The following is a 25,210-nucleotide window of genomic DNA, read 5'->3' as shown; positions in this document are numbered from 1 at the left end:
CTCGACATGTCATCTGGCGTACAACTTTCCTTTACGATCGGCTGGATCGCGATGCTGCTGGGCGGGGTGCTGTTCTGGCTGGCCAGTCGCCGACTGCCGGAGCTTGAAAAGCGTCATGGTGTGGCGGCCATGACCATCGTGTTTGTGGCCTTTGCCAACTATCTTGCCATGGCGCTGGGTCAGGGCGATCTCTTCTTTAACGGGCGCACGGTCTACTTTGCCCGTTACACCGACTGGGTCATCACGACCCCCATCCTGCTGACAAGTCTTGCGATGTTCGCCGGGAATACCCTCGGGCGCATTGCCACGTTGCTGGCGGCGCTGATCGCGGCCGACGTTTACATGATCGTGACCGGTCTGGTGGGTAATCTTTCTATAGCACCCTACAACTACTACTGGTGGGTGATCAGCATGGTGGCCTTTTTCGTCGTGCTGGGCCTCATTTGGGGGCCGCTGCGTCGCCGTGCCAGCGAGGATGGCCAGATAGCGCCCTATTCGAAGCTGGCCGGCATGCTGACGGCACTCTGGGTGTGCTATCCCATCGTCTGGCTGGTGGGGAGTTCCGGCGCCGGGATGATCTCCGTGGATATTGAAAGCTGGCTCTATCTGGTGCTGGACGTCACGGCCAAGGTCGGCTTTGGCGCGGTTGCTCTCAACGCTGCCCGCCAGGCGCGTTGAGACCAGGGCCGGGCGGCTTCATGTGGCCCGGCCGGTCATACTTGTCGCAGAGCTGAAGGGCATCGGATGAGGACATCAAAAGAGGCGCCACAAGAGGGCACCGATACCGTTCGAGGTCGGCTGCTCTGGCTGATGGCCGGCGCCATCGTTCTGGCTCTGCTGTCACAGCAGTGGTCGCCTGCCGGTGCGGTTTCTCTGGTCGCGCTGACGGTCGGGGTCGCTCTGCTGGGACTGCCTCATGGCGCCTTCGATCACCTCACCGGAGCCCGCCTGATTCGCTATTACCTGCCCGGCACTCGGCATCCCGGGGCCTGCCTGGGCCTGTTCATGCTGGGCTATCTGATGCTCTCCCTGCTGCTGCTGTGGTGCTGGTATCACTGGCCCGCCGTGGGGCTGACGCTGTTTTTATTGCTGTCGGCGGCCCATTTTGGCACCGACTGGCGCGGCCGGCAGACATTGATGACGCGCCTGTGCTGGGGCGTGCTGGTGATCGCGCTGCCGTTTGCCTGGCGCGGCAGCGAGGTGGCCGACATCGTGCGGACCCTGGCCGTCGCCGACCCGACGCCCTTTCTGGACGCCGCCCGTCCGCTGGTGGCGCTGGCGCTGGGAATTGTGCTCGTGGGTCTTCGCCGCGAGGGAGCAATGTTCGTGGCGGCCACGGGGCTTTTGCTGCTGGGGGCCATTATGCTCAACCCGCTGGCCTACTTTGTCTGCTACTTCTGCGGTTTTCACAGCCCACTGCATCTTGGGGCCATTCGACGTGAGCATGCTCTGACCGGACATCGACAGATGCTGGTCGTGGCCACGCCTGTGGTGCTGCTGACCTGGGCCGGCGCCGGTGCCGGCTATCTCTGGATGAGCCATGACCATGTCACCGGCGCGCTGATCAAGACGGTCTTTATCGGGCTTGCCTGTTTGACAGTGCCACATATGCTGGTGGAGTGGTTGGGCGAGCGTATCCCCATCACACCCTGACGGCTGCGCCCGGCTGGCAGGCCCTGTGTCTGGTCACGGCCGTACGGTATGCGTCAGGTGTCTGTCCAATGCACCATCCTCGGCCATATCCCTGTAGACTACGCCGCCAGCTATCAACGGTTTCAGGTGGTCATCAACGTGGATGTTGTCTCTTCCCGGCTACGCGCGACGCTGGCGCTGGCACTTTACCAGCTGCCGCTCGTCTGGCTGATCGCTCTTCGCTATCTCCCTTTCATGGAAGTGCCGCACGATGGCTGGGGCATCCTCTATCTGGTGCTGACATGGGTCGGCCATTTCGGTCTGCTGGTACTGCTGGGCTGGGTACTTTTGCTGTTGCCGGCACTGGTGCTGCCGTCGCGCTTTCTCTGGCCGCCGGCGGCACTGCTGGCAGCGCTGGGAGCCAGCGCGTTGCTGGTGGATACGGTGGTCTACGCCCAGTATCGTTTTCATGTGAACTACTTCATGGTGTCGCTGTTTTTAAACGATAAAAACGGCGAAATCTTCAGCTTTTCCACCGAAACATGGTGTGTGGTGATCGCGGTGGCCGTGGCGCTGCTGCTGGCGCAGGGATGGCTGGCGCGCCGACTGCTCATGGCCGGTGGCCCAGGGCGTTGGCCGGTCGGAAAAGTGTCTGGTGTGCTGCTGCTGGCACTGGTGGCCAGCCACCTTTTACATATCGTGGCGGATGCCCGCTACATGCGCAGCGTCACCCAGCAGACCAGCGTTTATCCGCTGCTGTTTCCGGCCACGGCCAAGGATTTCATGGCCGAGCACGGCTGGCTGGACCCGCGCGCCGCGCGCAGCGCGCGGGGTGATGTCAGTGTCCGTGAAGCCAGTGAGCTCGAGTGGCCGCGTCATCCTCTGCAGTGCCGCCCGCAGTCCTCTCCCAACATCATGCTGGTCATGATCGACTCCTGGCGCAGCGATGAATACGACGCCCGAACCACACCCAATATTCATGCCTCGCTGTCGCAGAGCGGGCGGCGCTATACCGAGCATTACAGCGGCGGTAACAGCACGCGCACCGGGGTCATGAGCCTGTTTTATGGGCTGATCGGCAACTACAACGCCTACATCAATAACACCCAGACGCCGCCGCTTTTGGTCACCGAGATGCAGCGTCAGAACTATGCGCTTGGGATCTTTGCTGCAGCGAGTCTGGATAGCGTGGGCTTTGATCGCACCGTCTTCTCCTCGGTGTCGCCGCTGCGCAGGGGGACCCCCGGCGAGACGCCGCACGAACGTGATGCCCGCATGACCACCGACTGGCTGGCATGGCTTGATCAACACGAGCGAACCGAGCGGGACAGGCCCTGGTTTGGCATGCTGTTTTACGACGCGCCGCACGGCTACAGCGTCCCAGAGGATGCGGCCATGCCGTTTCAGCCCTCGGCAAGCGAGATGAACTATCTCGAACTCGGTCCGGATACCGATCCTGAGCCGCTGTTCAATTTGCACCGCAATGCGGTCCATTATGATGATCAGCTGCTCAAGCGAGTCATCGATGATCTGAAGGCGCGCGGGGAGTGGGACAATACCGTGCTGATCGTGACCGCCGATCACGGCCAGTCCTTCAATGATTTCCACAAAAACTACTGGGGGCACAACAGCAACTTCGCCGCGCCTCAGACCCATGTGCCGATGATCGTGCACGGGCCGGGTGTTGCCCCGGGTGTGGAAGATGGCATGACCAGCCATCTGGACGTGGCGCCGATGCTGATGCGTCACGTGCTGGGCTGCACCAATCCTCTGTCGGACTATGCTCAGGGGGGCGACCTGCTCGATGAACAGCTGAATCATCCCTGGGTGATTGCCAGCAGCTATCTGGATTACGGCATTATCGAGCCCGACCGGATTACCGTGGTCGATGGCACCGGTCAGTGGAAGATACTCGACCGCCAACTGACGCCGCTCGACAATCCCGGGTTTTCCCCGGCGGTGTTTGAGGCCCTGCAGCAGTTTCGCCAGTTCTACGAAAAATAGCCGGGCGCCTGTTGACGAAAAACAGGCGGGCGCTTGAGGAAAAGGTGCCCCGGCAACGGCCGGGGTATCGCCTCAGTGTTCGTCGGTGGTGTCGTCCTGTTCACCGGCTCGAGCAGGCGCCACATTGCGGTGAGGCCCCGAGGGGAACCGGTGAGAGCCATAGCGGACCACCAGAATCGACAGGGCCAACAGCAGAATCGAGCCGGCGACATAGATGATGCCCATATCCGGACGGTGATGATGCTGAATGTCCCCGATCATCATGCGCGTCAGCGCGGTGATGGCCACATAGATCAGAAAGCGCACCGGCATGTGATTGGTTCTGAAGTAGATGCCGACCATCGCGCCCAGTTCCAGATAGATAAACAGCAGCAGCACATCATCGATATCCGCCTGACCATCGGCAATCATCTCAAGAAAGGCCCCCAGGGCCGCCCACGCAATGACACCGCCAATGGCAAACAGCGCCATGAAGTGGAAAGTGCTCACCAGCAGGTTGCCCAGGCGGTCGGCCTGTTGGTGCAATCGCGAGCCCAGGGGCTCTTTTGTCCTTGTTGGCATGGTCATGTCCTGAAAAATCATGTGATAAACAGCGGGCGCCCCGGTGCCGTGACGGCCTGGCGGGCAGATAGCCCCGTGACAGCGATGCGACGTTCATCGGTGCATGAATGTGTCATCCTGACACCATCATGATGATTGTCATCATGTCCTGACGCTCGACACAAGTAACGGAGAAGATTCATGACGCAGGAGCAGGCGCATCACGGGCACGATCACCACCATGGCCCCGGACATCATCACGGCACGGACAACGAGCGGCGCCTGCTGTGGGCCATGGTGCTGACCGGCGGATTCATGGTAGCCGAGGTGGCCGGTGGGCTGGTGACGGGGTCGCTGGCGCTGCTGGCAGATGCCGGCCATATGCTGACCGACAGCGCTTCACTGGCGCTGGCCTGGGTGGCCGCCCGGCTGACGCATCGCCCGGCCAATGCTCGCAAGACCTACGGCTATCATCGGGTGCAGGTGCTGGCCGCCTTCGTTAACGGCGTGGCGCTGCTGGTGATCGTGGCCTGGATCCTGTTTGAAGCCGTGCGCCGGCTGTGGACGCCAACCGAGGTGGCCAGTGCCGGCATGCTGGCCATCGCCATTTTGGGACTTGTGGTCAATCTCGGCGTGTTCTGGCTGCTGCACAGCGGGGATCGAGGCAACATCAACATCCGCGGTGCGCTGCTGCACGTGCTGGGCGACCTGCTGGGCTCGGTGGCGGCCATTGCCGCCGCAGTGGTCATCATGTTGACCGGCTGGATGCCGATCGATCCGCTGCTATCGTTGCTGGCAGCAGCACTGATCGCCCGCAGTGCCTGGAAAATCACCACACAGTCGGCGCACATTCTGCTTGAAGGCGCACCGGCTCATATCGACAGCGAGCAGCTGATACGTGATATCCCGCACGCGCTTTCCGATATCGAAAGTGTTCACCACGTGCATATCTGGTCACTGACACCGGAGCGGATCATGATCACCCTGCATGCCGTGATCCATGACGGCGTGGATCAGGACCACGCCATTCTGGTGATCAGGGCGTATCTCAAAAAACGCTTCGATGCCGATCACGTTACGGTACAGATCGAGCGGCAGTCACATTGCCTTGAACACGCGGATATCGATCACCCTGCCGGACACGCCCATCCTTCATGATCGTAATGACCTGACGCGTCGGCCATGCCTGATAACTCAGGTGATGGATGGCGCCTGGCAACTGCTTTTGAATACGCGTCATCCTTTGCGTTTCAGGCAGAGCGCTGAAGGTTGGTTGCCATAAGGCGGCCCGATGCCGCGTTTTAAACATCATCATGAAAGGAACGAATACCGTGTCTGAAAATGCCCGGAGCGCCAGGTGGGACAGGATCGCCGGGCAGCTCAAGGAAAAGTGGGGCGTGGTCGCCAACGACCTGTCTTCCTACGAAAAGGGCGAGGTGCAGCGCATCGCCGGAATGCTCAGAGAGCAAAAGGGCCTGAATGAGGAAGCGTCAATGCGTGAAGCCGAGCGCATCATGCGCAACTCCTGACCTGCCCGTGAAGTGTGTCACACTGTATGGTGCCCCTGATCCCACAAGTACAGGAAGCCCGGCCGTTGCCGGGCTTCCTGCGTCGATGGACAAAAGGCGCAGACTGCAGCCCGGCCCGCAATGGCCCGCAATGGCCCGCAATGGCCTGACAGGGAGTGAGCCCATGAGTGAGATCAATACTGTGCCCCCATCGAAAGGGTCGCGGTCGGCGTCGGTGATGCTGGTATGGATCGTGCTGGTCATCGCCTGGGGTGCCTTTTTACTGCCACAGGCAGGCTCCGGGCTTTTGATTGGCTGGCCGCTGAATCTGGTCGCCTTTTGTCTGGCCATCGTGATCATGGTGCGTGGCCGCACGGTGGCCGGTCTTCTGGCCGCGGTGGCGTCTGTGGTGGTGTCCCCTCTGATCTATCTGCTGGGGCTTTTTTTGCTGCTGCTGACCACGGCCTTTCATGATGTCGATATCGACATTCAGGCGTCGGGCCCGGTGCGTGAGTATCATGCGCCGCCACCACCGGTGGAGACACCATCGCTGCAGATGACGGCACTGTCGCCCGGCCAGCGCGAGATATGAAAAAAGGCGCCATTGTGATGGCGCCTTTTTTATTCGTTTCTCTTTGTTCACTGATTCATGACGTATCGGCCCGGAAAGGGAGGCACGTCATTTTTCGTCGGCGGGGTAGTCGGTATTGACGCTGGTCGCACGCCACTGCTCGATCTCTTCCAGCGTCTGGCGCAGATGCGCGCTGACCTGATCCACGCCCCAGGCACCGAGCACCAGGTGATGCGGCGGGTTGGCATGCTCATGAATCTCGATCATGGCGCGAGCGGCACGTACCGGGTCGCCAGGCTGCTGGCCGCTGCCCTGAGCCGTGCCTGCCATGCGCGCCCCCACGGTCTCGCTATAGTCATCAAGCTCGGTGGTGGTCTGCTGCAGCGAGCGACCGGCCCAGTCGGTGCGAAAGGGTCCGGGGGCGACGCTGGTGACCTTCAGTCCCAGCGGCTCTACCTCGGCGGCCAGCGCGGTGGAGAAGCCCTCGACCGCGTGCTTGGTGGCGGCGTAGTAGCCCGAGCCCGGAAAACCGATAAAACCTGCCACGGAACTGATGTTGATGATGTGACCCTGTCGGCGCGCGCGCATGCCCGGTAACACCAGGCGGGTCATCTCGAAAAGCCCGAAGACATTGGCATCAAACTGGGCGCGCACCTGGGCGTCATCGGCCTCCTCGACGGAGGACTGATAGCCGTAGCCGGCGTTATTGACCAGCACATCGATTCGACCGAAGTGCTGCTCGGCGCTTTTGACCACCTCACGCAACTGCTCGCTTTTGGTGACGTCCAGTCCAAGCGCCAGCACGCGTTCCTTCGCGCCCTCGGCCAGATCAGCTACCCGTGCGCTGTCCCGCGCGGTGACGACCGCCTTCCAGCCTCGTGCTATGACCAGCCGGGCCAGTTCGCGACCAAATCCGGTTGAGCAGCCCGTAATCAGCCAGACAGGATCCTTGACTGCACTCATGTTTCTCTCCTTTGCGCCGGTGAACGGCCTGTCAGATCGACAGGCCCTCATCCATATCGTTGCAGTCACTATAGAACAGTCGTTCGGCGCGCCTGATTGAATCAGGCAATACAGGGCATAGCGGCGTGTCTCAAGGTGATGATAATCACAATGTTTTAACAGCGATCAATAAAAAATAACCCTTTACTACAAGGCTATGGATTAATGCCGGTGCCGGCAACGTAATGAATCAGCAAGGTTATCGGCGCGCTACAAAAGCAGGACAATAGTCTTAACCCGGTTAAGTCGTGATGGGGTACAAAAGGCGGTCATACAACTACGCCATCACCAGAGCGACCGCCTTTCATGTCCAGCGCATCCTTCATGGATCCAGCAGCACAATATCGCCGCATCGAACACCGGCTCAGATGCGAAATGGAGGAGGTGCTGTCCTCGGGGACCTTCATCAACGGGCCGAAGGTAGAAGCGCTCGAGCAGCAGCTGGCCGAGCGGGCCGGCGTGGCACGGTGTGTGAGCTGTGCCAGCGGCAGCGATGCGCTGGTACTGGCCCTGCAGGTGTTGGGGATTGGCGCCGGCGATCGGGTGCTGTGTCCGGCCTACACCTTTGCAGCCACGGTCGAGGCCATCGTGCGGGTCGGCGCACAGCCAGTGTTGATTGATATCGATCCTGCCTCCTTTAACATTGATCCGCGCGCGCTTGAGGCCTGGCTTGTGACTCATGCCTCGTCCCCGGGCACAGGCAGCGTCAGGGCAGTGATTGCTGTCGATCTGTTCGGACGCCCGGCGGATTACGCCGCGCTTGGTCGCATCACCGAGCGTTTTGGTCTGCATCTGGTGGCCGATGCCGCCCAGAGCTTTGGCGGTGACTATAACGGTCGTCCGGTCGGGTCACTGGCTGACATCACGATCACTTCCTTTTATCCGTCCAAACCGCTGGGCTGCTACGGCGATGGCGGCGCCCTGTTTGTGCGGGATGCCGGCGTTGGTGAGCGACTTCGCTCGTTGCGCAATCACGGCATCAGCCCCGATCACGCCTGTCATGAAGAGATCGGCATGTGCTCGCGGCTGGATGCCCTGCAGGCCGGTGTGCTGCTGGCGCGGCTGACCGTTTTTGATGAGGAGCTCACCCGACGTGATGAGATCGCCCGGGCCTACCGGGAAGGGCTTGGGACACTGCTGGTCACCCCTGACGTGCCCGCGGGCTGTCGCTCGGCCTGGGCGCAGTACACGGTGCGCCTGCCGGACATTCCGGAAGAGGACAACGTGGCACTTGAGACGCGTCGCAATGCGCTCGTGGCCGCAGTTCGCGAGCAGGGCGTTCCGGTGCGCTGCTATTACTCCCCGGCGCTGCATCGCCACCCGCCCTATCGGTCGATGATGCATGACGGTCTGATTCGAACCGACCGGGTGGCCGCTGCAGCCTTCAGTCTGCCGATGCATCCCTATCTGGAAGACCATCATGTCGAGCAGGTCTGTCAGGCCGTCAGGGACGCCTGCCATGAGCGCTAGTGCTCCAGAAGTGCTTCGCGTGGCCGTGGCCGGTGCCGGCCGCATGGGCGCCAGGCACATACGTACCTTCAACGCGCTGGAAGGCGTGGAGGTCAGCGTGATCTACGATCCTCGTCCGGCCACTGAATGTGACCTGTCAGACGCCATGCAGGGCCGCTGTACCCAGAGTTATCGAGCCTTTCTCGAGCAGGCGCGCCGGGCGGACATGGCCGTGGTGGCCGGCCCCACGGCCACGCACTTTGGCGTCACCCGAGACCTCATCGGCTGTGGTCTGTCGTGTCTGGTGGAAAAGCCCATGACCGTGCGACCCCGGGAATGTCTCATGCTGGGCCGCCTGGCCCGGGCACATGGTACCGGTCTTTTTTGTGCCCATATCGAGCGTTTTAATTCGGCGCTGCAGGCCACGGCCGGGCTTTTGCGGGATCATCCCTGGGAGGAGGTGAACATCACCCGGCACAATCCCGACAGCGCGCGCCTTTCCGGAGACTCCATCGTGACGGATCTGATGATTCATGATCTGGATATCGTGCAGCACGTTATGGGGCTTACGCCCGAGGCTTTGCTGGGTGTCGAGAGCGGCCCCGGCCAATCGGCAGGAGAGGGCGCCGATCATGTGGCGGTGCGCCTGCAAACCGATGCCGGCTATCCGGTGACCCTCAGCACCGGGCGGTTGCCGGATAGTCGTCAGCGTGTCATCCATGCTCGAGGCGCAAAGGGCAGTCTGCATGTGGATCTGCTCAATGGCGGTCATGACCTTCAGTTTGCGCCGCAGGATCTTCCAGCGGACCCTGCCGACAGTACCGGCGGTGATGCCCTGACCCGTCAGGCACAGGCGATGGTGTGCAGTGTCATGGACGGGCAATCGCATGGGCTGGCCAGTGCCGAACAATCCTGGCAGACCCTGACACTCTGTCAGCTGATCGAGCAGCGTCTGTGGCTCGCCTCATGAGCGGATCTTCACCGACATCAGGGGGATAGCCGCTTGTGACGGGATGGTGCTAAAGTCATGAAGACGCGCCGCCGGGCGGCCGATCACACGGGAAGGTAAACATGAAACGCATGATGCTTTTAATGGTGGCAATGCTGTTGTCTGCCGCGGTACTCGGCGGCTGTAATACCATGCACGGGGCAGGCGAAGACATCTCTGACGGTGGACAGGCCATCCAGAACGCCGCTGATTGAGGTGTTCTGAATTCCCGGCATGACGAGGCCCGCAGCCATTTGGCTGCGGGCCTCGTTGCGTTTTCTGGCGGTGTGCCTACATGGCGTGCTTGATGCCCTTGTTGACCAGCAGCCAGTTGGCCGGATAGGAGGTCAAAAGTCCGACCAGCATGGCGATTTGCATCATGAACCAGAATTCGGGCGTGGCAGCATCCATTCGACCGTCCAGAAACAGCGGCGTGGCGATCAGCATCCACAGATACATGCCAATTTGAAAGGCGATCAGCGACAGCGTGTCGGCCTTGATGGCATCCATCAGCGCCTGGCGTGGCGAGCGCTCACCCATCTCGCGAATGGGCAGGTACTGAAACAACACGCCAAAGGCGTAGGCCGCTACAAAGGCCAGCATGAAATGGCCGGCCATATGCGAGCCGAACAGGGTAAAGCCAAGCGCCGTGGCCAACGGTGCCGCAACAATATCGCCCAGCGTGCACCCGCCGCCACAGTGGGTAGCCGAGACGAAGACGCCCTGCCATTTGGGCTTGTCACCGTGGTGGTGATGACTGCCCTGATGCTCCTGACCGGGGTGTTGATGCGACTCTGGAGTCTCATGGCCCTTGTGGCTTTCATGGCCCTCATGGGCGGGGGCCGCTCGCCCCATCTTCTGATAAACCCACCAGCCCAGCACCGGCATATAAAGCCCCGTGATCGGCCAGGTCACGTTCATGATGGCCATATGCTGTGGCCGGCGACGCACGTCTACTGCGATCAGCACGCAGGTAGCCATTCCCAGAATCAAAAATATCCACGACCAGAAGGTCAGCATTGGCCCCTCCCTGTTGCCTTCAGTTTGAATTCACCGGATGACACAGGGTTTAGTGCAATCGAAGCGATCGAGCAAACCATGGGGTAGGGGCACGGATGCCTTTTGAGCACTGTTGAAGGCGTTAAAAGAGTTACGTGAGAGTGGCATGAACAGCGGTTTTACAAATCATTGAATCAAATATGGTATTAGCTGATTTGAAAAAGGTGTATTGGCATCCCCGAAAGGAAAATAAAGCTGATAAGCGCTCCAATTGGTATGCTTTCGGGAACTATGAATGGAGCCAAGCGTGACGATCCCTCTGACTACTCCCGTGTTTTCAAAAACCCGTGTGGCACATCTTGTCAGTCTCAAGAATCTGGGTGGTGTGGAGCGTTCCTTTGCACGTTTTTATACACATCATGTTCCATCACTGGATCACCATGTATTGCTGCAGACTGACGGCATTCATCCCCTTTTAAAGCCAGATCTTGCTGCCTTTAAATCACGTATACATGGCATCAAGGGGCCTGCGGGTTTAAAAATTCCACGCCTTGCCAAGCCGCTACGTCATGCCTGGCAAAGGCGTGTGCTTGAGCAGCAATCCATTGATGCAATTCTTGTTTGGAACAAGATTTCAAACCATCCCATGGTTTTTCCGTATGATATGCGGGTGGTCCATTACGAGCATGGTACCGCTTGGCTTGCCAAGGATTCCCCTTCTGCTCGCGCCTATCTTGACCGTATTGATGGCGTTGTCTGCAATTCGTTTGCTGCGCTGCGATTGTTACAGATTAAGTGGGGTGTCAGCGAAGATATTCCTTATCTCGTGCTGCCTAACACAATCACTCTGCCAGAAGCGCGCGCCCAGCATCCAGAGGGACGTTTTCGGCTCGGTTTTGCAGGAAGACTAACGGCTCTCAAGGCGCCCATTGTGGCGCTTGAAAGCTTTGCCGAGTTAAAAAGGAGTTGTCCACATGCAGAGTTCTGGATCGCGGGGCAGGGGCCCATGCGCTCGGTTCTGGAGTCGCTGGTAACGCGCTGGGGGCTTCAGGAGAGCGTCACCTTCTGTGGGCTGCTCGATGACATGTCAGATTTTTATGTGTCTCTGGACGCTTTTATCTGCCCTTCATGGCGTGAGCCTTTTGGGAATGTCGTGCAAGAGGCGCTGGCTCATGGTGTCCCCGTGGTTGGCGGCGCGGTTGATGGCATTGCAGAGCAGATCGTCACCGGTGAAAACGGTGCGCTTTTGACACCTTCACGAAGCCGCCAGACACTGGCCCAATATGGCGAGATCTGCACACAGGGTCCCAGAGAGGTCTATTCACCCCTGGAAGACAATATCGTTGAAGCCGGCATTCTGGAGCCAGCAGAGGTTGCAGCCTGCCTTGCCCGATGGGCAGAAAATCCGGCCTTGAGAAGACAGCTCGGCCAACAGGCACGGATACGCGTCCAGCGCGACTTCGATCTTGACTGGTACGGTGAGCGACTGGATGACTTCATGCAGGGCATCGTACATGGACCGGCATCGTAGACTTTATTGCGAGGTGCTCACCTGCCGCTGCGCCCGAAGGGTATCGACGGTGTAAAGGGCAAGGCCGGCCCAGATGCAGGCAAACGTCACCAGATTGGCCTGATTGAAGGTTTCCCCGAAGATAAACACGCCGGTGAGCAGATGCAGGGTGGGAGTAAAGTACTGGATCAGCCCGAGGGTGCCGAGCTTGAGTCGTCGTGCGCTCATGGTAAAGAGCACCAGCGGCAGCACGGTAATCAGTCCACAGCCGACCAGCAGTGCATCGGTGAAGAGGCTGCCCTGTAAAAAGACGGCCTCCTGCTGCCAGTACAGCCCGCCCAGCCAGAGCAGGGCAAACGGCAACAACAGCATGGTTTCGATATAAAGGCCCGTAATGCTGTCGACGGCGATGCGCTTTCGGATCGCCCCGTAGACGCCGAAGCTGCCGGCAAGAATCAGTGATACCCAGGGCACCCGACCAAAGCCCACCACCATGATCAATACGCCGGCCGCGGCCAGCAGTACGGCCGCGATCTGCAGCGGGCGCAGCCGTTCACGAAAAAAGATCAGCCCCAGCACCACGTTGAGCAGCGGGTTAATGTAGTAGCCAAGGCTTGCCTGCAGCACGTGATGACTCGATACCGCCCAGATGAACACGCCCCAGTTGCAGCTGATCAGAAGCGCCGAGGCCATGAGGGCCAGCAGCAGATGGCGCTGGCGCAGGACAGCCATCACCTTTTCGTGGCGACGGCTGATCAGTACAAATAGCGTGAGCAGCACGGCGGCCCAAACCATGCGCTGGGTCAGGATCTCCCAGGGCGTCACTGCCGGGCCGATCAGATGAAAATAGATCGGCATTACGCCCCACATCGAAAAACAGCCGAGCGCGGCCAGAAGTCCTGTACTCCGTTCACGCGTGTCCGTCATCGCCCTGGCCCTCGGATAAAGGACAGCATCATACCCGTGATGATGACGCCGGGCACGAGCCGCGCTTGACTTGTTTTTGATATGTCCATAATTTTGGACATATGGACAACATAACGGTAATCGAGATCTTTTCTGCGCTGGCCCAGGGCACCCGACTGGACGCCTTTCGTTTGCTGGTACAGCACGCGCCCGAGGGGCTGGCGGCCGGTGCGCTGGCCCGCCGTCTTGATGTGCCGCACAACACGCTGTCGGCGCATCTGGCCGTGCTGTCACGCGCAGGCCTTGTCGTCTCACAGCGTCAGAGCCGCTCGATCATCTACCGCGCAAGCCTTGAGCGGATGCAGGCGACGCTGGGCTTTCTGGTGCACGACTGCTGCGCCGGGCGACCTGAACTCTGTGCGCCGCTGCTTGAGGCGCTTCAACCCGAATGCCACTTTCGTGAAGAGGGCACATCATGACGTGCGTGATTTATCACAACCCCGCCTGCGGCACCTCGCGTAACGTGCTTGAAATGCTGCGCCAGTCCGGCGAGACGCCGGAGATCATCGAATATCTGGATATCCCGCCGACACGGGCACGACTGGTCGAACTGCTGGCCGCGATGGCCATCACGCCGCGCGCATTGCTGCGCGGCAAGGAGCCGATGTGCGCCGAGCTGGGGCTTGAAGACGACACGATCGATGATGAGGTGCTGATTGACGCCATGGTGGCCCATCCGATCCTGATTAACCGTCCGATCGTGGTGACCGATCGCGGCACACGCCTGTGTCGGCCCTCCGAGCTGGTGCTGGCGCTGCTGGACAACCCGGTGACCGAATTCACCAAGGAAGATGGTGAGGTCATCAGACCGGGAGCGCCGAACGCATGAGTGACACGCTGCCCCATATCGACGCAGAACAGCTTCATCCCATTGATGTCGAGGCGTTGATCGGCCCGAATGATCCGCGCCATGCGCCGCGTATTCTGGTGCTGTATGGCTCGCTGCGTGAGCGTTCCTTTTCGCGACTGGTGGCCGAAGAAGCGGGCCGGCTGCTGCGGTGGTTTGGCTGTGAGGTCAGAACCTTCAACCCTTCCGGGCTGCCGCTGCCCGATGACGCCGAGGCCGATCACCCGAAGGTCGCCGAGCTGCGCGAACTGGCGCAGTGGTCGGAGGGCATGGTGTGGGTCAGTCCCGAGCGCCATGGGGCGATGACCGGCATCATGAAAACCCAGATCGACTGGATTCCACTCTCGCTGGGTGGCGTGCGCCCGACCCAGGGCAAGACGCTGGCGGTGATGGAGGTCTCCGGTGGCAGCCAGAGCTTTAATGCAGTCAACCAGATGCGGATTCTGGGGCGCTGGATGCGCATGCTGACCCTTCCCAATCAGTCCTCGGTCCCGAAGGCCTTCAACGAGTTTGACGAAGGCGGGCGCATGCACGCTTCCCCGCTTTATCAGCGTATCGTCGATGTCTGCGAGGAGCTGGTGAAGTTCACCTGGCTGACGCGCGGCCGCGCCGGGTATCTGGTGGACCGCTACTCCGAGCGCGTCGAAAGCGCCGAAGCAGTGTCGAAACGCGTCAATCAGCGTACTCCTCAAGCCGACTGACCGGGTAACGATCTCATGCTGGCACTCATCATTTTTGTGGTGACCCTGACGCTGGTCATCTGGCAGCCGCGCGGGCTGGGCATCGGCTGGAGCGCACTGGGCGGTGCGTTGGTCGCACTTGCTACCGGCGTGGTGGGGTTTGGCGATGTCGCCATTGTCTGGGACATCGTGTGGGACGCCACCTTCACCTTTGTGGCGCTGATCATCATCTCGCTGATTCTCGATGAAGCGGGCTTTTTCAGCTGGGCGGCGCTACATATCGCCCGCTGGGGCAACGGCCGCGGGCCGTGGCTTTTCATGCTGATCGTGATGCTGGGTGCGGTGATTGCGGCCCTTTTTGCCAACGATGGCGCGGCCCTTCTGCTCACGCCCATCGTGCTGGCGATTCTAACGCGTCTTGAGTTCAGCGCCCGCGCGGCGCTGGCCTTTATCATCGCCACCGGCTTTGTCGCCGATACCACCAGCCTGCCGCTGGTGATCTCGAATCTGGTCAATATCGTCACCGCCAACTACTTCGATATCGGGTTTGGTGAATACGCCATGGTCATGGTGCCGGTCAATCTGGTGTCGCTGGCGGCCACGCTTGCCGTGCTGTGGTTTTATTGTCGCCGGGAAATTCCGCGCCATTACGATCGCAGCCGGCTGGAAGCCCCGGTCAGTGCGATTGTGGATGTTCGGGTCTTTCGCGCCGCTTTCCCGCTGCTGGCCGTGCTGCTGGCCGCGCTTTTTATCACCGCCCACTGGCAGGTGCCCTTTACCTTCATCATGGGGACGGCGGCGCTGGTGCTGCTGGCGATTGCCGGGCGCTGGGGGCGGCGTGAAAAACCGGTGATCTCGCTGACCCGGGTGATCAAACATGCGCCCTGGCAGATCGTGCTGTTCTCGGTCGGCATGTATCTGGTGGTGTATGGACTGGGCAATGCCGGGCTGACCGATTACGCGGCAGACATGCTGACCCGGCTGGCCGGGCAGGGCACCCTTGTCGCCACGCTGGGCACCGGGCTGGGACTTGCGGTACTGGCCTCGATCGTCAATAACCTGCCGTCCACCCTGATCGGGGCGCTGGCGATCGACCAGGCCCATGTGCCCGAGCTCACCCGACAGCTGATGGCCTATGCCAGCGTCATCGGCAACGATCTGGGCCCCAAGTTCACCCCGGTTGGCAGTCTGGCAACGCTATTGTGGCTGCATGTGCTGGCCGGCAAGGGACACCGGATTGGCTGGGGGCAGTACATGAAGGTGGGGCTTGTGATCACGCCACCGGTGCTGCTGGCCACGCTGATCGCCCTGGCATTTTGGGGGCCGCTGGCCATTCGGGTGAGTGGATAGCACAGGAGCGCGGTGAGCGGGAGATGAGGGACCAGCCTTAAGGGGCATATCAGCCAGCGCTCAAGAAGACGGCGCTGTATGCCGATGCTGCCTTTAATAATGATTCGGGCAGCAGACGCCACATGCGCCCGCCTGACTGCCTGCGGCAGGAGCCCCTCATGTTCCGATATACCCCTTCTTCCCGGCAGGTGCCGCTGGTTGAAGCCATTCATCGCGCCATGGCCGTGATCGAATTCGATCCTCAGGGTACGGTGCTGTGTGCCAACCCGGCCTTTTTCGAGGCGACCGGCTACAGTGCCGAGACGCTTGCAGGGCAGCATCACAGCGTGCTGTGTTCCCGCGAGCATGTCGAAAGCGACGAGTACGCCACCTTCTGGTCGCGCCTGCGTCAGGGCGAGTTCATCAGCGGTCGCTGCAAACGGCTGCGCCGGGATGGCGAGCCACTGTGGCTGGAAGCCACCTACAACCCGATCCGTGACCGGCGCGGGCAAGTGGTGCGCGTGATCAAGATCGCCACCGACATTACCCCGCAGGTTCGCGAAGAACAGGAGATGGGCAGCCGCCTCAAGGCCATTGATCGCTCGATGGCGGTCATCGAATTCACGCCGGACGGCCATATCCTCACCGCCAACCAGAATTTCCTGCACACGGTCGGGTATCGGCTCGAGGAGATCGAGGGCAGGCATCATCGTATCTTCTGCTGCAAAACGATGTCGGCCAGTCCCGAGTATCGCGCGTTCTGGGCCCAGCTCAACGCCGGAGAGTTCATGTCCGGTCAGTTCAAGCGCTTTGACAAGCAGGGCCGCACTTTATGGCTCGAGGCCACCTATAACCCGATTTTTGATGACGAGGGTCGTCTCTACAAGGTCATCAAGTTTGCCAGCAACATCACCGACCGGGTCGAGCGTGAAACCGAGAGCCTGCGCATGGCCTGTCGCATCTCGGCCGATACGGAAAATACCGCAGGCGATGGCAGCCGCATCATCGATGAGACCGTGCGCGAGATTCGAAGCATTGCCGACCGGGTAGAAGCCACCTCCAGACTGCTGGGGGAGCTGACCACGCAGGCCGCCGGGATTACGGCCATCGTCGAGACCATCCAGTCGATTGCCTCCCAGACCAACCTGTTGTCCCTGAACGCTGCCATTGAAGCCGCGCGCGCCGGTGAACACGGCCGCGGCTTCTCGGTGGTTGCCCATGAGGTGCGAGCGCTGGCCCGCCGAACGGCCGAGGCCACCAGTGACATTTCCGGCACGATCGATCATCTGCAAAAACTCTCCCATAGCGCCAGTGCCAGCATGCACACCTGTCGGGAAAGCGTTGAAAAGGGCGTTGGCATGGCCGGCAATGCCGGTGAGGCGATCATTCGCATCAGCGCCTGCACCAACGATATGGTCACAGCTGTGCGCAACATGGCTTCATCCACGGATCTGAGCGAAGATCCCTGTGCGCCGGAGCAGAAGCCCTGTACGTCGGCCGTGACGGCCTGAATCGGCCCTGTCATAACGTTATCAGCAATGCTGATTTAGCCCATAAAGATTGAAGGGTTATATTGAAAATCGTTTTGATAACGATCTGACATGAGGCCGACGTGAATTTTCAGCAACTGCGAATCGTGCGGGAAGTGGTGCGCCGTCAGTTCAATCTGACCGAAGCCTCCAATGCGCTGTTCACGTCCCAGTCCGGCGCCAGCAAGCACATCCGTGATCTGGAAGACGAGCTGGGCGTGGTGCTTTTCGAGCGTCGCGGCAAGCGGCTGCTGGGGTTGACGCCGGCCGGGACCACGCTTTTCGAAACCGTCGAGCGCATTTTGCTCGACAGCGAAAACCTGAAACGTCTGGCCCAGCAGTGGGTGCATGAGGACCAGGGACGTTTGCGCATTGCCACCACCCATACACAGGCTCGTTATGTGCTGCCGCGCATCATTGCACGCTTTCGACGCGACTTTCCGCGGGTGCATCTGGAGCTCCAGCAGTGCGGGCCCGGCGAGATCGTCTCGCTTTTGCGGGCCGGCAAGGTCGACATCGGCATGGCCACGGAAGCCCTTGGCGAGGCGCACGGCGAGCTGGTGACCTTTCCCTTTCATCAATGGCAGCACGGGCTTGTGGTGCCCGAGGATCACCCGCTGCGAGACGTCGATACCCTGACCCTGCAGGAGATCGCTCGCTATCCGATCGTGACCTACCACGAAGGGTTCACCGGGCGGTCGCGTATCGATCAGGCCTTTGCAAGCGCAGGTGTCACGCCGGATGTGGTGATGTCGGCACTCGATGCTGACGTGATCAAGACCTACGTCGAGCTGGGGCTGGGCATCGGCATCATCGCCTCCGTGGCCTTTGATGCCGGGCGCGACGCCGGTCTTGCGATGCTTGAGCAGGACCATCTCTTTCCACGCAATACCACCCTGATTGCGCTGCGTCGCGGGCACGTGCTGCGTAATTTTGCCTATCGCTTTCTGGAATGTTGCTCGCCTGAATTAAGCGGTGAGGCCGTACAGGCTGCCCTGAGCCGCTCCTGATCGGTGCTCTCCTGATGGGCGAGAGGGACTGATAACCCGTGCCGATACCCTGCTGGATGCCCCACCGGAAGAGACGCTGACCGCCACCGCACTGCGAGGGCAGGCACCGGGCGGTTAAAACTGGCGATTAAAACCGCCGAGCTTCGCCTGTCTTTAGTGCTGACTTTAGCGCTGCCCGCAAGGCACTGATGTCGCAGCTCAAACACCTCCCCAGGGCGTTTGAGCTGCGACAGGTTCATGGTGAAAGGCACGTTATGTTGAAAGTCACGTCATGGGGAAAAGCGCGTCATGGCAGCGTCGATGAGACAGCGGCGGTTGATGTCTGTTGCTTGGGGGCCTGCCATACGGCACTGGCAACATCGACATCACGGGGAATCAGCCCCTGCGCTCGGAAGGTATCCGCCACCTGCTGCTGACGGCGCACGACATCGTCGCTCATGGGACTGATGCCATAGTGGTTGCGCTCGAGCCAGCGTGACACCACGGCTTCGGGAAGGCCCAGCTGGCCCGACAGCAGCTGTGCCATATCCCTTTTGTGCGTATTGGCCCACGCCCCGGTTTCAGCCAGCGTATCCCGCAGCAGGGCAAGGGTCTGCGGGTGCTGCTCGGCAAACTGGCGTGAGGCCTCGTAAAAGGAGTTGGTAGGTTCAAGGCCGTGATAGTCCGCCAGCCGTCGTACATCATCCTGAGATTCGATGGCAGCAAGATACGGGTCCCAGATGGCCCAGGCATCCACGCTGCCGGTCGCGAAGGCCGCCCGCGCATCGGCCGGCGGCAGCCACACCGGCTGAATGTCGCTCAGGCTCAGCCCGGCGCGCTCAAGGGTCTTCACCAGCAGATAGTGGGCGCTCGATCCCTTCTGAAGGGCCACCTTGCGCCCCTTTAGCGCGGCCACGTCGTGCAGGTCTGAATCGGCCGGGGTAATGACGGCCTCGGTTTCCTCGGCGTTGGGCTCGGACCCGACATAGACCAGATCGGCCCCCGCGGCCTGGGCAAACACGGCCGGAGGTGCCCCGGTCTGACCGACATCAATGCTGCCGGCGTTGAGTGCTTCGAGCAGCTGCGGTCCGGCGGCGAACTCGTGCCAGCGCACCGTGATGCCTTCCGGCGCAAGCCGCTTTTCCAGCGTCTTTTGCGCCTTGAGCACGGTCAAAAGCCCCGAACCCTTCTGATAGCCAATGCTCAGTGTCTCTTCCTTTTGTCCGGCGGCGCCGGCGCTCAGGGGCAGGGTGGCGACGGCCAGCGCCAGCGCCGTACGGGCCAGTCGTGTTCTCAATGGTGGTGTCGCCTGGCTCATGAAGGCCGCTCCTGGTTGGCAATGGTTTCCCCGACGGGGCCGGTATTGACGCGAGTGCTGGTGGTGGGCACCTCGTGATCGAGCGGCAGGTGCGGCAGCACCAGCTCCCCGAAGCGCCAGGCTTCCTCCAGATGCGGATAGCCCGAGAAAATGAAGGTGTCGATACCGATGGCCATGTATTCCTTGATGCGCTCGATGACGGTCTCGGCGCTGCCCACCAGCGCCGTGCCGGCGCCGCCGCGCACCAGCCCGACGCCGGCCCACAGGTTGGGGCTGATTTCCAGGCGATCACGCTTGCCGCCGTGCAGCTCGCGCATGCGCGATTGCCCGACCGAGTCCATACGGGCAAAGACCTTCTGCGCTGCGGCAATCGTGTCGTCGTCGAGGTGTTCGATCAGTCTGTCGGCCGCCGCCCAGGCCTCGTCATCGGTTTCCCGCACAATCACGTGCAATCGAATGCCAAAGGTGACCTCGCGGCCGGCCCTGTGCGCCGCCTCGCGCACGGTGGCGACCTTTTCGGCCACCTGAGCCGGCGGCTCGCCCCAGGTCAGATACTTGTCGATGGTGTGCGCCGCCACCTCGATGGCAGAAGACGAGGACCCGCCAAAATAGAGCGGCGGATGCGGCGACTGCACCGGATGAAAGAGCAGTTTCCCGTCCTCGATACGCAGGTGTTTGCCCTCGTGGTGGACGGTTTTACCGCGCAACAGGTCCTGATAGACCTTCAGGAATTCGTGGGTGACCTCATAGCGCTCGGCGTGATCGAGAAAGACCCCGTCGCCGCGGTTTTCGACCGGGTCACCGCCGGTAACCACGTTGATTAAAAGCCGCCCGTGAGAGACGCGGTCCAGCGTCGCCGTCATGCGCGCGGCCACCGCCGGTGACTGAAGTCCGGGGCGCACCGCGACCAGAAAACGCAGGTGCTGCGTCAGCGGGGCCAGTGCCGAGGCGATGACCCAGGAATCCTCGCAGCTGCGCCCGGTCGGCAGCAGCACGCCGTAGTAGCCCAGTTGATCGGCGCTCTGGGCGATCTGTTTGAGGTAGTCGATATCGACCCGGCGGCCGCCCTTTGAGGTGCCCAGATAGTGGCCATCGCCATGGGTGGGCAGAAACCAGAGCACCTTCGCGCGACGGGCGCCGTGATCGGTGGTAAAGCGAACGGGGGCATCAACCGTGGTTTGCGTCATGTCACGCTCTCCCTTCAATGGATGTGGCGGCTGGGGTAGAAGCAGGGAATACATTGGCGTCGCGCTCGTTCCGACCGAGCACGTGCTGCAGGACGGTGGTCTCGATGGCACCCACATCAGGACTGGCATGTCGGCGCGGGCGAGGAAGATCGATACGCTGATCGAGCTCGATGCGCCCCGAGGACAGCACGATGACGCGGTCGCCCAGCTGCACGGCTTCAGCGACGTCATGGGTCACCAGCACCATGGTGAACCCGTGCTCTCGCCACAGACGCTCGATCAGCTGTTGCATCTCGATGCGGGTCAGGGCATCCAGCGCGCCCAGTGGTTCATCGAGCAGCAGAAGTCCGGGCTGATGGATCAGGGCGCGAGCCAGCGCAACGCGCTGTTTTTGTCCGCCGGAAAGCTGCGCCGGCCACTTGTCGGCGTGTTCCAGCAGGCCCACCTCGGCGAGAGCATCGCGGGCCCGGGCCTTCCAGTCGCCGGCGAGCCCCAGCCCGATGTTGTTGATCACGCTTTTCCAGGGCAGCAGGCGGTCATCCTGAAACATCAGGCGGGTCTGCTCGGCCAGAGGGTGTCCGTTGGTGTCGATTATTCCCGCGCTATGCGGCTCAAGGCCTGCAATGATGCGCAACAGCGTGCTCTTGCCGCAGCCACTGCGCCCGACAATCGAGACGATCTGACCGGCGGGAATCTCCAGATTGATGTGGCTTAGCACCTGATGCGCACCGAAAGTCTTGGTAATTCCTTCAAGCGAGAGATTCAGGCCGCCCGTCGGGTGAGTTCGGCGGGCGTTCGTTGTGGCCGTGCGCGGCGAGGCCACGTCATACAGCGATGTGACGTTGGTTGACGTGTTCATGTGAGGGCTCCTTTTGAATAGGCGGGGTGCCAGCGCAGCCAGCGGCGCTCCAGAAGACGGGCGGTTTCATCGGCCAGCTTGCCAAGGGCGGCGTAAAGCAGAATCGAAAGCACCACCACATCGGTCTGCATGAATTCACGGGCATTCATGGCGAGATAGCCGATGCCGTCGCTGGCCGAGATGGTTTCCGAGACGATCAGGGTCAGCCACATCAGTCCCAGCGAGTAGCGCAGGCCCACCAGAATCGAGGGCATGGCGCCGGGCAGGATCACATGGGCGAACAGCGGCCAGCCGGTCAGGCCGTAGCTGCGTGCCATCTCCATGAGGTTGCGATCGATACCGCGGATACCGTGAAAGGTGTTGAGATAGATGGGAAAGGCGGTGCCCAGCACCACCAGAAAGATCCGGGCGGTCTCGTCGATGCCGAACCAGAGGATGACCAGCGGAATCAGCGCCAGATGGGGGATGTTGCGCGCCATTTGAATCGTTGAGTCCAGCAGGGTTTCGCCCCAGCGCGACAGCCCGCTGATCATCCCGAGCACCAGCCCGATGCCGCCACCAATGATCAGCCCCGTGATGGCACGACGAAAGCTGATCCCCAGATGATGGAGAAGCTCACCGCTGCGGCTCAGCTGCCAAGCGGCCTCAACAACGGCGCCCGGGGCCGGCATGACCCGGTTTGAAAGCCAGCCGGTGCTGGATGAAAGCTGCCAGCCTGCCACGATCAGCAGTGGCAAAAGCCACGGCAGAAATCGCTGCAGGGCCTGTGTCCGCCAGTGTGTCATGTCGCCTCCCCGAAAATGGTCGTGTCGGAAGAGACGCTATCGAGCCGGAACCAGACCTTGAAATGGTTTAAACCGCAATGCTTATGAAGTGGGGGTGAATAACCTTTTCGCATCATCCGGAAAAGGGCGTTCGGGGCCGGTGACAGGCGCTTCAGCGGCGTTGAGCCGTCAGTATTTAATAGCTCAAAAAGCGATAAGCAATCCGTTATTATATATTTTCAGGTAATTAAAACCCCCGGTACGCTTGAGCCAAACCAATCCTCACGCGCTATGAAGGGAACCTGACATGCCCCATCTATTCTCCGTTTCACGGCGTCGCGGGTTGACGCTCGCGCTGGCCTCGACGCTTCTGTCGGGCTCGATGGCGGCGCACGCCGAGAGCATCCGCCTGCTCAACGTCTCCTATGACCCGACCCGAGAGCTTTACAGCGACTATAACCAGGCCTTCAGCCAGTGGTATGAAAAGCAGACCGGGGATCAGGTCAGCGTTCAGCAAAGCCACGGCGGCTCGGGGCGTCAGGCCCGCTCGGTGATCGAGGGCAACCCGGCCGATATCGTTACCCTGGCGCTGGCGGCAGACATCGATGCCATCACCGACAAGAGCAATCTTCTGCCCACCGACTGGCAAAAGGCGTTTGCTGATGACAGCACGCCCTATACTTCCTCGATCGTCTTTCTGGTGCGCAAGGGCAATCCAAAAAACATTCACGACTGGGATGATCTGGTTCGTGACGGGGTCGAGGTGATTTCGCCCAATCCCAAGACCTCGGGCGGGGCACGCTGGAACTATCTGGCTGCCTGGACCTGGGCGCTCAAGCATGAACTGGGCGATCTGAAGCGACTGCATGATCCGGCCGCCAGCCAGAAGGTAGCGAAGGCGCAACAGGCGGCCGAGCAGTACGTCAAAACCCTTTATCAGCACGTGCCGGTGCTGGATACCGGAGCGCGCGGTGCCACCAACACCTTTATCCAGCGCGGGCTGGGCGATGTGCTGCTGGCCTGGGAAAACGAGGCGCTGCTGGCCGTCAACGAACTGGGGCAGGGGGACTACGAGATCATCGCGCCATCGGTGAGTATTCTGACCCAGCCACCGGTGGCGGTGGTGGAGGACAACGTGAAGAAAAAGGGCCCGGCCGCCGAGAAGGCCGCTCACGCCTATCTGGAACACCTCTATTCACCGGAAGGCCAGCAGCTGGTGGCGCGTCACTACTACCGGCCGATCAACGATGATGGTGTGGACCCGAAGCTGCTTGAGCAGTTTCCGACCATGGATCTCTACAACATCAACGATGTCTTTGGCGGCTGGAGCAAGGCGCAGAAGACGCACTTTGCCAATGGCGGCGTCTTTGACCGCATCACGGCGCCGGGGTCGTAAAACAGTCCCATGGATGACATCAAAACCGGGCCTTTTGCCCGGTTTTTTTGAAGGTGCTCCAATGTTTGAAAGTGCTCTCTAAAGAGGACAACGTGCCGGTCGAAAAAAGACCTCAGCCTGCCTGCGCCAGCGAGAAGACCTGCTTCTCGCGGTGCGGCAAGGGTTCGAGTCGGCGTGCTTCCAGCAAATGCGTTATTGTCTCCACGGCCTGCGTCATGCGCTGGCGAATGTCCGGCCCCGGCACGTGATGGCCGCTCGGGCACCTGCCGAGATGGCCGGGACCTGCATAGATGCCCGGCAGCTGATGGGTGGCGCCCATGGCAGAGAGTACGGGTTTCAGGGCATAGTCGAGCATGAGAAGGTGCTGATCACCACCGCCGGTGGCCAGGGTCTGCACCGTGCAGTGCTCGAGTCCGCGCTGGGGGATGATATCGAGCAGCAGCTTCAGCGCCCCTGAAAAGGAGGCTTGATAGACTGGAGTGGCCACGATCACGGCGTTCGCCCGGGCAAGGGTGGTCTGAAAGGCCTGAATGGTCGGGTGGCCATAATCGGCATTGACCAGTGCCTGAAGGGGGAAGTTGTCGGGTGAAAATCGTCGGATTTCGATGCCGCGCCGATGCAGCTGGCTCTCCATGAAGGCCAGCAGCGCCGTGGATCGGGATTCTATGTTGGTGCTGCCTGCCAGAGTCACTACGTTCATGATCGCTCCTTGCCCTGAGGGAATGCCTCATTGTGTCGCGACGATCAGAGCCTCTGGAAATAACGATCCACGAAAAGCAAATCAGGCAAGGGGCTACGCCATGGCGGCGCCGAAGAGGGCGTCATGGTGGCCCCTGTTTTCTGGAGACCGACGTGCCCAGCATTGATATCGCTCTCAACCTCAGCGCCGAACAGTGCCGTGCCCACTACGCCGGCGCCGCCGACAGTATCCGCACGTATACGCTGGATGGTCGCAGTGTGATGCTGCCCTCGCGGGTATTGCATTACATCATCGGCCGCGATGGCGTGAAAGGCACCTATCGCGTCACCTTTGATGATAATGGCCGGTTTATTTCGATCCGCGCGTTATGACAGTGCGATCCATGTCTAACGTTATGAAAGACCCTTTGGTTGGCGGTGCCGTGTTTGTTGGCCGCACCAAAA

The 25,210-nt window shown here is 60.9% G+C and carries 27 protein-coding genes; 18 read left to right on the top strand and 9 right to left on the bottom strand.

What is annotated here, in order from left to right; genetic code table 11:
* The first annotated feature begins 6 nt into the window (after window positions 1-6).
* From ACUN8C_RS14360 to ACUN8C_RS14350, 3 genes are all read left to right on the top strand, one after another.
* Entirely contained in the window at window positions 7-678 is a 672-nt protein-coding gene (locus ACUN8C_RS14360; RefSeq protein ID WP_445619846.1) for a bacteriorhodopsin, read from the top strand.
* Between the two features lie 66 nt (window positions 679-744).
* Complete coding sequence (locus ACUN8C_RS14355; protein WP_445619845.1) at window positions 745-1,653, top strand: Brp/Blh family beta-carotene 15,15'-dioxygenase; 909 nt, start codon at window positions 745-747, stop codon at window positions 1,651-1,653.
* 48 nt (window positions 1,654-1,701) lie between these two features.
* Window positions 1,702-3,636, top strand: a complete 1,935-nt coding sequence (locus tag ACUN8C_RS14350; protein WP_445619844.1) for a DUF3413 domain-containing protein — start codon at window positions 1,702-1,704, stop codon at window positions 3,634-3,636.
* A 72-nt stretch (window positions 3,637-3,708) separates the two neighbouring features.
* Here ACUN8C_RS14350 and ACUN8C_RS14345 read toward each other — a convergent pair whose 3' ends face one another.
* Window positions 3,709-4,197 carry a phosphate-starvation-inducible protein PsiE gene (locus ACUN8C_RS14345; RefSeq protein ID WP_445619843.1) on the bottom strand — a complete coding sequence of 163 codons (489 nt, stop codon included), beginning with the start codon at window positions 4,195-4,197 and terminating at the stop codon, window positions 3,709-3,711.
* 180 nt (window positions 4,198-4,377) lie between these two features.
* Here ACUN8C_RS14345 and ACUN8C_RS14340 point away from each other — a divergent pair, with 180 nt between their 5' ends.
* The 3 genes from ACUN8C_RS14340 (at window position 4,378) to ACUN8C_RS14330 (ending at window position 6,276) form a co-directional block, all read left to right on the top strand.
* Window positions 4,378-5,334 carry a cation diffusion facilitator family transporter gene (locus tag ACUN8C_RS14340; RefSeq protein ID WP_445619842.1) on the top strand — a complete coding sequence of 319 codons (957 nt, stop codon included), beginning with the start codon at window positions 4,378-4,380 and terminating at the stop codon, window positions 5,332-5,334.
* A 173-nt stretch (window positions 5,335-5,507) separates the two neighbouring features.
* Window positions 5,508-5,705: a hypothetical protein gene (locus tag ACUN8C_RS14335; protein WP_445619841.1), complete on the top strand. Its 198-nt coding sequence runs from the start codon at window positions 5,508-5,510 to the stop codon at window positions 5,703-5,705.
* Between the two features lie 163 nt (window positions 5,706-5,868).
* Entirely contained in the window at window positions 5,869-6,276 is a 408-nt protein-coding gene (locus ACUN8C_RS14330; protein WP_445619840.1) for a hypothetical protein, read from the top strand.
* Window positions 6,277-6,363: 87 nt separating this feature from the next.
* Here the strand turns inward: ACUN8C_RS14330 and ACUN8C_RS14325 are convergent, their stop codons facing one another.
* Window positions 6,364-7,218 (bottom strand): oxidoreductase, encoded by an 855-nt coding sequence (locus tag ACUN8C_RS14325; protein WP_445619839.1) that lies wholly within the window; start codon window positions 7,216-7,218, stop codon window positions 6,364-6,366.
* A 345-nt stretch (window positions 7,219-7,563) separates the two neighbouring features.
* On the opposite strand from ACUN8C_RS14325, the gene ACUN8C_RS14320 reads away from it, so the two are divergent.
* The 3 genes from ACUN8C_RS14320 (at window position 7,564) to ACUN8C_RS14310 (ending at window position 9,909) form a co-directional block, all read left to right on the top strand.
* Window positions 7,564-8,727, top strand: coding sequence for a DegT/DnrJ/EryC1/StrS family aminotransferase (locus tag ACUN8C_RS14320; RefSeq protein ID WP_445619838.1), 1,164 nt, complete (start codon window positions 7,564-7,566; stop codon window positions 8,725-8,727).
* A complete protein-coding gene (locus tag ACUN8C_RS14315) occupies window positions 8,717-9,676 on the top strand; it encodes a Gfo/Idh/MocA family protein (protein ID WP_445619837.1) in 960 nt (319 codons plus the stop codon). The genes ACUN8C_RS14320 and ACUN8C_RS14315 overlap by 11 nt, the downstream gene beginning before the upstream one ends.
* A 122-nt stretch (window positions 9,677-9,798) precedes the next feature.
* The gene (locus ACUN8C_RS14310) at window positions 9,799-9,909 is read left to right on the top strand and encodes an entericidin A/B family lipoprotein (RefSeq protein ID WP_407656580.1); all 111 of its coding nucleotides are present in this window, start codon (window positions 9,799-9,801) and stop codon (window positions 9,907-9,909) included.
* A 76-nt stretch (window positions 9,910-9,985) separates the two neighbouring features.
* On the opposite strand, the gene ACUN8C_RS14305 is transcribed toward ACUN8C_RS14310, so the two are convergent.
* On the bottom strand, window positions 9,986-10,714 hold the full coding sequence (locus ACUN8C_RS14305) for a DUF4396 domain-containing protein (RefSeq protein WP_445619836.1): 729 nt from the start codon (window positions 10,712-10,714) through the stop codon (window positions 9,986-9,988).
* 286 nt (window positions 10,715-11,000) lie between these two features.
* On the opposite strand from ACUN8C_RS14305, the gene ACUN8C_RS14300 reads away from it, so the two are divergent.
* The gene (locus ACUN8C_RS14300; protein ID WP_445619835.1) at window positions 11,001-12,224 is read left to right on the top strand and encodes a glycosyltransferase family 4 protein; all 1,224 of its coding nucleotides are present in this window, start codon (window positions 11,001-11,003) and stop codon (window positions 12,222-12,224) included.
* Between the two features lie 3 nt (window positions 12,225-12,227).
* On the opposite strand, the gene rarD is transcribed toward ACUN8C_RS14300, so the two are convergent.
* Complete coding sequence (rarD, locus tag ACUN8C_RS14295; protein ID WP_445619834.1) at window positions 12,228-13,130, bottom strand: EamA family transporter RarD; 903 nt, start codon at window positions 13,128-13,130, stop codon at window positions 12,228-12,230.
* Between the two features lie 101 nt (window positions 13,131-13,231).
* Between rarD and ACUN8C_RS14290 the strand changes: the two genes are divergently transcribed.
* From ACUN8C_RS14290 to ACUN8C_RS14265, 6 genes are all read left to right on the top strand, one after another.
* Complete coding sequence (locus tag ACUN8C_RS14290; RefSeq protein WP_445619833.1) at window positions 13,232-13,588, top strand: ArsR/SmtB family transcription factor; 357 nt, start codon at window positions 13,232-13,234, stop codon at window positions 13,586-13,588.
* Entirely contained in the window at window positions 13,585-13,998 is a 414-nt protein-coding gene (gene arsC / locus ACUN8C_RS14285; protein ID WP_445619832.1) for an arsenate reductase (glutaredoxin), read from the top strand. The genes ACUN8C_RS14290 and arsC overlap by 4 nt, the downstream gene beginning before the upstream one ends.
* Complete coding sequence (gene arsH, locus ACUN8C_RS14280) at window positions 13,995-14,717, top strand: arsenical resistance protein ArsH (protein ID WP_445619831.1); 723 nt, start codon at window positions 13,995-13,997, stop codon at window positions 14,715-14,717. The genes arsC and arsH overlap by 4 nt, the downstream gene beginning before the upstream one ends.
* A 15-nt stretch (window positions 14,718-14,732) precedes the next feature.
* The gene (locus ACUN8C_RS14275) at window positions 14,733-16,046 is read left to right on the top strand and encodes an arsenic transporter (RefSeq protein WP_445619830.1); all 1,314 of its coding nucleotides are present in this window, start codon (window positions 14,733-14,735) and stop codon (window positions 16,044-16,046) included.
* 158 nt (window positions 16,047-16,204) lie between these two features.
* Window positions 16,205-17,536, top strand: a complete 1,332-nt coding sequence (locus ACUN8C_RS14270) for a methyl-accepting chemotaxis protein (RefSeq protein WP_445619829.1) — start codon at window positions 16,205-16,207, stop codon at window positions 17,534-17,536.
* 101 nt (window positions 17,537-17,637) lie between these two features.
* Window positions 17,638-18,564 carry a CysB family HTH-type transcriptional regulator gene (locus tag ACUN8C_RS14265; RefSeq protein ID WP_445619828.1) on the top strand — a complete coding sequence of 309 codons (927 nt, stop codon included), beginning with the start codon at window positions 17,638-17,640 and terminating at the stop codon, window positions 18,562-18,564.
* Between the two features lie 286 nt (window positions 18,565-18,850).
* On the opposite strand, the gene ACUN8C_RS14260 is transcribed toward ACUN8C_RS14265, so the two are convergent.
* The 4 genes from ACUN8C_RS14260 to ssuC are packed head-to-tail and all read right to left on the bottom strand — an operon-like array spanning window position 18,851 to window position 22,692.
* Complete coding sequence (locus ACUN8C_RS14260; protein WP_445619827.1) at window positions 18,851-19,861, bottom strand: aliphatic sulfonate ABC transporter substrate-binding protein; 1,011 nt, start codon at window positions 19,859-19,861, stop codon at window positions 18,851-18,853.
* Window positions 19,858-21,048, bottom strand: a complete 1,191-nt coding sequence (gene ssuD, locus ACUN8C_RS14255; protein WP_445619826.1) for an FMNH2-dependent alkanesulfonate monooxygenase — start codon at window positions 21,046-21,048, stop codon at window positions 19,858-19,860. The genes ACUN8C_RS14260 and ssuD overlap by 4 nt, the downstream gene beginning before the upstream one ends.
* Window position 21,049: 1 nt before the next feature.
* On the bottom strand, window positions 21,050-21,907 hold the full coding sequence (locus tag ACUN8C_RS14250) for an ATP-binding cassette domain-containing protein (RefSeq protein ID WP_445619825.1): 858 nt from the start codon (window positions 21,905-21,907) through the stop codon (window positions 21,050-21,052).
* Complete coding sequence (gene ssuC / locus ACUN8C_RS14245) at window positions 21,904-22,692, bottom strand: aliphatic sulfonate ABC transporter permease SsuC (protein WP_445619824.1); 789 nt, start codon at window positions 22,690-22,692, stop codon at window positions 21,904-21,906. The genes ACUN8C_RS14250 and ssuC overlap by 4 nt, the downstream gene beginning before the upstream one ends.
* Before the next feature lie 286 nt (window positions 22,693-22,978).
* Between ssuC and ACUN8C_RS14240 the strand changes: the two genes are divergently transcribed.
* Entirely contained in the window at window positions 22,979-24,067 is a 1,089-nt protein-coding gene (locus ACUN8C_RS14240) for a sulfate ABC transporter substrate-binding protein (protein WP_445619823.1), read from the top strand.
* A gap of 112 nt (window positions 24,068-24,179) precedes the next feature.
* Here ACUN8C_RS14240 and ssuE read toward each other — a convergent pair whose 3' ends face one another.
* The gene (gene ssuE, locus ACUN8C_RS14235; RefSeq protein ID WP_445619822.1) at window positions 24,180-24,767 is read right to left on the bottom strand and encodes an NADPH-dependent FMN reductase; all 588 of its coding nucleotides are present in this window, start codon (window positions 24,765-24,767) and stop codon (window positions 24,180-24,182) included.
* Between the two features lie 152 nt (window positions 24,768-24,919).
* Here ssuE and ACUN8C_RS14230 point away from each other — a divergent pair, with 152 nt between their 5' ends.
* Entirely contained in the window at window positions 24,920-25,138 is a 219-nt protein-coding gene (locus ACUN8C_RS14230) for a DUF2835 family protein (RefSeq protein ID WP_445619821.1), read from the top strand.
* Window positions 25,139-25,210: the final 72 nt, after the last annotated feature.

The organism is Kushneria sp. Sum13 (genome assembly GCF_052692355.1).
This window is presented reverse-complemented; position numbering and strand designations above follow the sequence as displayed.

Bases quoted from the DNA above. Each gene is read 5' to 3' on its own strand.
- ACUN8C_RS14360 (WP_445619846.1), top strand. From the start codon at position 7: ATGTCATCTGGCGTACAACTTTCCTTTACGATCGGCTGGATCGCGATG.
- ACUN8C_RS14355 (WP_445619845.1), top strand. From the start codon at position 745: ATGAGGACATCAAAAGAGGCGCCACAAGAGGGCACCGATACCGTTCGA.
- ACUN8C_RS14350 (WP_445619844.1), top strand. From the start codon at position 1,702: ATGCGTCAGGTGTCTGTCCAATGCACCATCCTCGGCCATATCCCTGTA.
- ACUN8C_RS14345 (WP_445619843.1), bottom strand. From the start codon at position 4,197: ATGCCAACAAGGACAAAAGAGCCCCTGGGCTCGCGATTGCACCAACAG.
- ACUN8C_RS14340 (WP_445619842.1), top strand. From the start codon at position 4,378: ATGACGCAGGAGCAGGCGCATCACGGGCACGATCACCACCATGGCCCC.
- ACUN8C_RS14330 (WP_445619840.1), top strand. From the start codon at position 5,869: ATGAGTGAGATCAATACTGTGCCCCCATCGAAAGGGTCGCGGTCGGCG.
- ACUN8C_RS14325 (WP_445619839.1), bottom strand. From the start codon at position 7,218: ATGAGTGCAGTCAAGGATCCTGTCTGGCTGATTACGGGCTGCTCAACC.
- ACUN8C_RS14320 (WP_445619838.1), top strand. From the start codon at position 7,564: ATGTCCAGCGCATCCTTCATGGATCCAGCAGCACAATATCGCCGCATC.
- ACUN8C_RS14315 (WP_445619837.1), top strand. From the start codon at position 8,717: ATGAGCGCTAGTGCTCCAGAAGTGCTTCGCGTGGCCGTGGCCGGTGCC.
- ACUN8C_RS14310 (WP_407656580.1), top strand. From the start codon at position 9,799: ATGGTGGCAATGCTGTTGTCTGCCGCGGTACTCGGCGGCTGTAATACC.
- ACUN8C_RS14305 (WP_445619836.1), bottom strand. From the start codon at position 10,714: ATGCTGACCTTCTGGTCGTGGATATTTTTGATTCTGGGAATGGCTACC.
- rarD (WP_445619834.1), bottom strand. From the start codon at position 13,130: ATGACGGACACGCGTGAACGGAGTACAGGACTTCTGGCCGCGCTCGGC.
- ACUN8C_RS14290 (WP_445619833.1), top strand. From the start codon at position 13,232: ATGGACAACATAACGGTAATCGAGATCTTTTCTGCGCTGGCCCAGGGC.
- arsC (WP_445619832.1), top strand. From the start codon at position 13,585: ATGACGTGCGTGATTTATCACAACCCCGCCTGCGGCACCTCGCGTAAC.
- arsH (WP_445619831.1), top strand. From the start codon at position 13,995: ATGAGTGACACGCTGCCCCATATCGACGCAGAACAGCTTCATCCCATT.
- ACUN8C_RS14275 (WP_445619830.1), top strand. From the start codon at position 14,733: ATGCTGGCACTCATCATTTTTGTGGTGACCCTGACGCTGGTCATCTGG.
- ACUN8C_RS14270 (WP_445619829.1), top strand. From the start codon at position 16,205: ATGTTCCGATATACCCCTTCTTCCCGGCAGGTGCCGCTGGTTGAAGCC.
- ACUN8C_RS14260 (WP_445619827.1), bottom strand. From the start codon at position 19,861: ATGAGCCAGGCGACACCACCATTGAGAACACGACTGGCCCGTACGGCG.
- ssuD (WP_445619826.1), bottom strand. From the start codon at position 21,048: ATGACGCAAACCACGGTTGATGCCCCCGTTCGCTTTACCACCGATCAC.
- ACUN8C_RS14250 (WP_445619825.1), bottom strand. From the start codon at position 21,907: ATGAACACGTCAACCAACGTCACATCGCTGTATGACGTGGCCTCGCCG.
- ssuC (WP_445619824.1), bottom strand. From the start codon at position 22,692: ATGACACACTGGCGGACACAGGCCCTGCAGCGATTTCTGCCGTGGCTT.
- ACUN8C_RS14240 (WP_445619823.1), top strand. From the start codon at position 22,979: ATGCCCCATCTATTCTCCGTTTCACGGCGTCGCGGGTTGACGCTCGCG.
- ssuE (WP_445619822.1), bottom strand. From the start codon at position 24,767: ATGAACGTAGTGACTCTGGCAGGCAGCACCAACATAGAATCCCGATCC.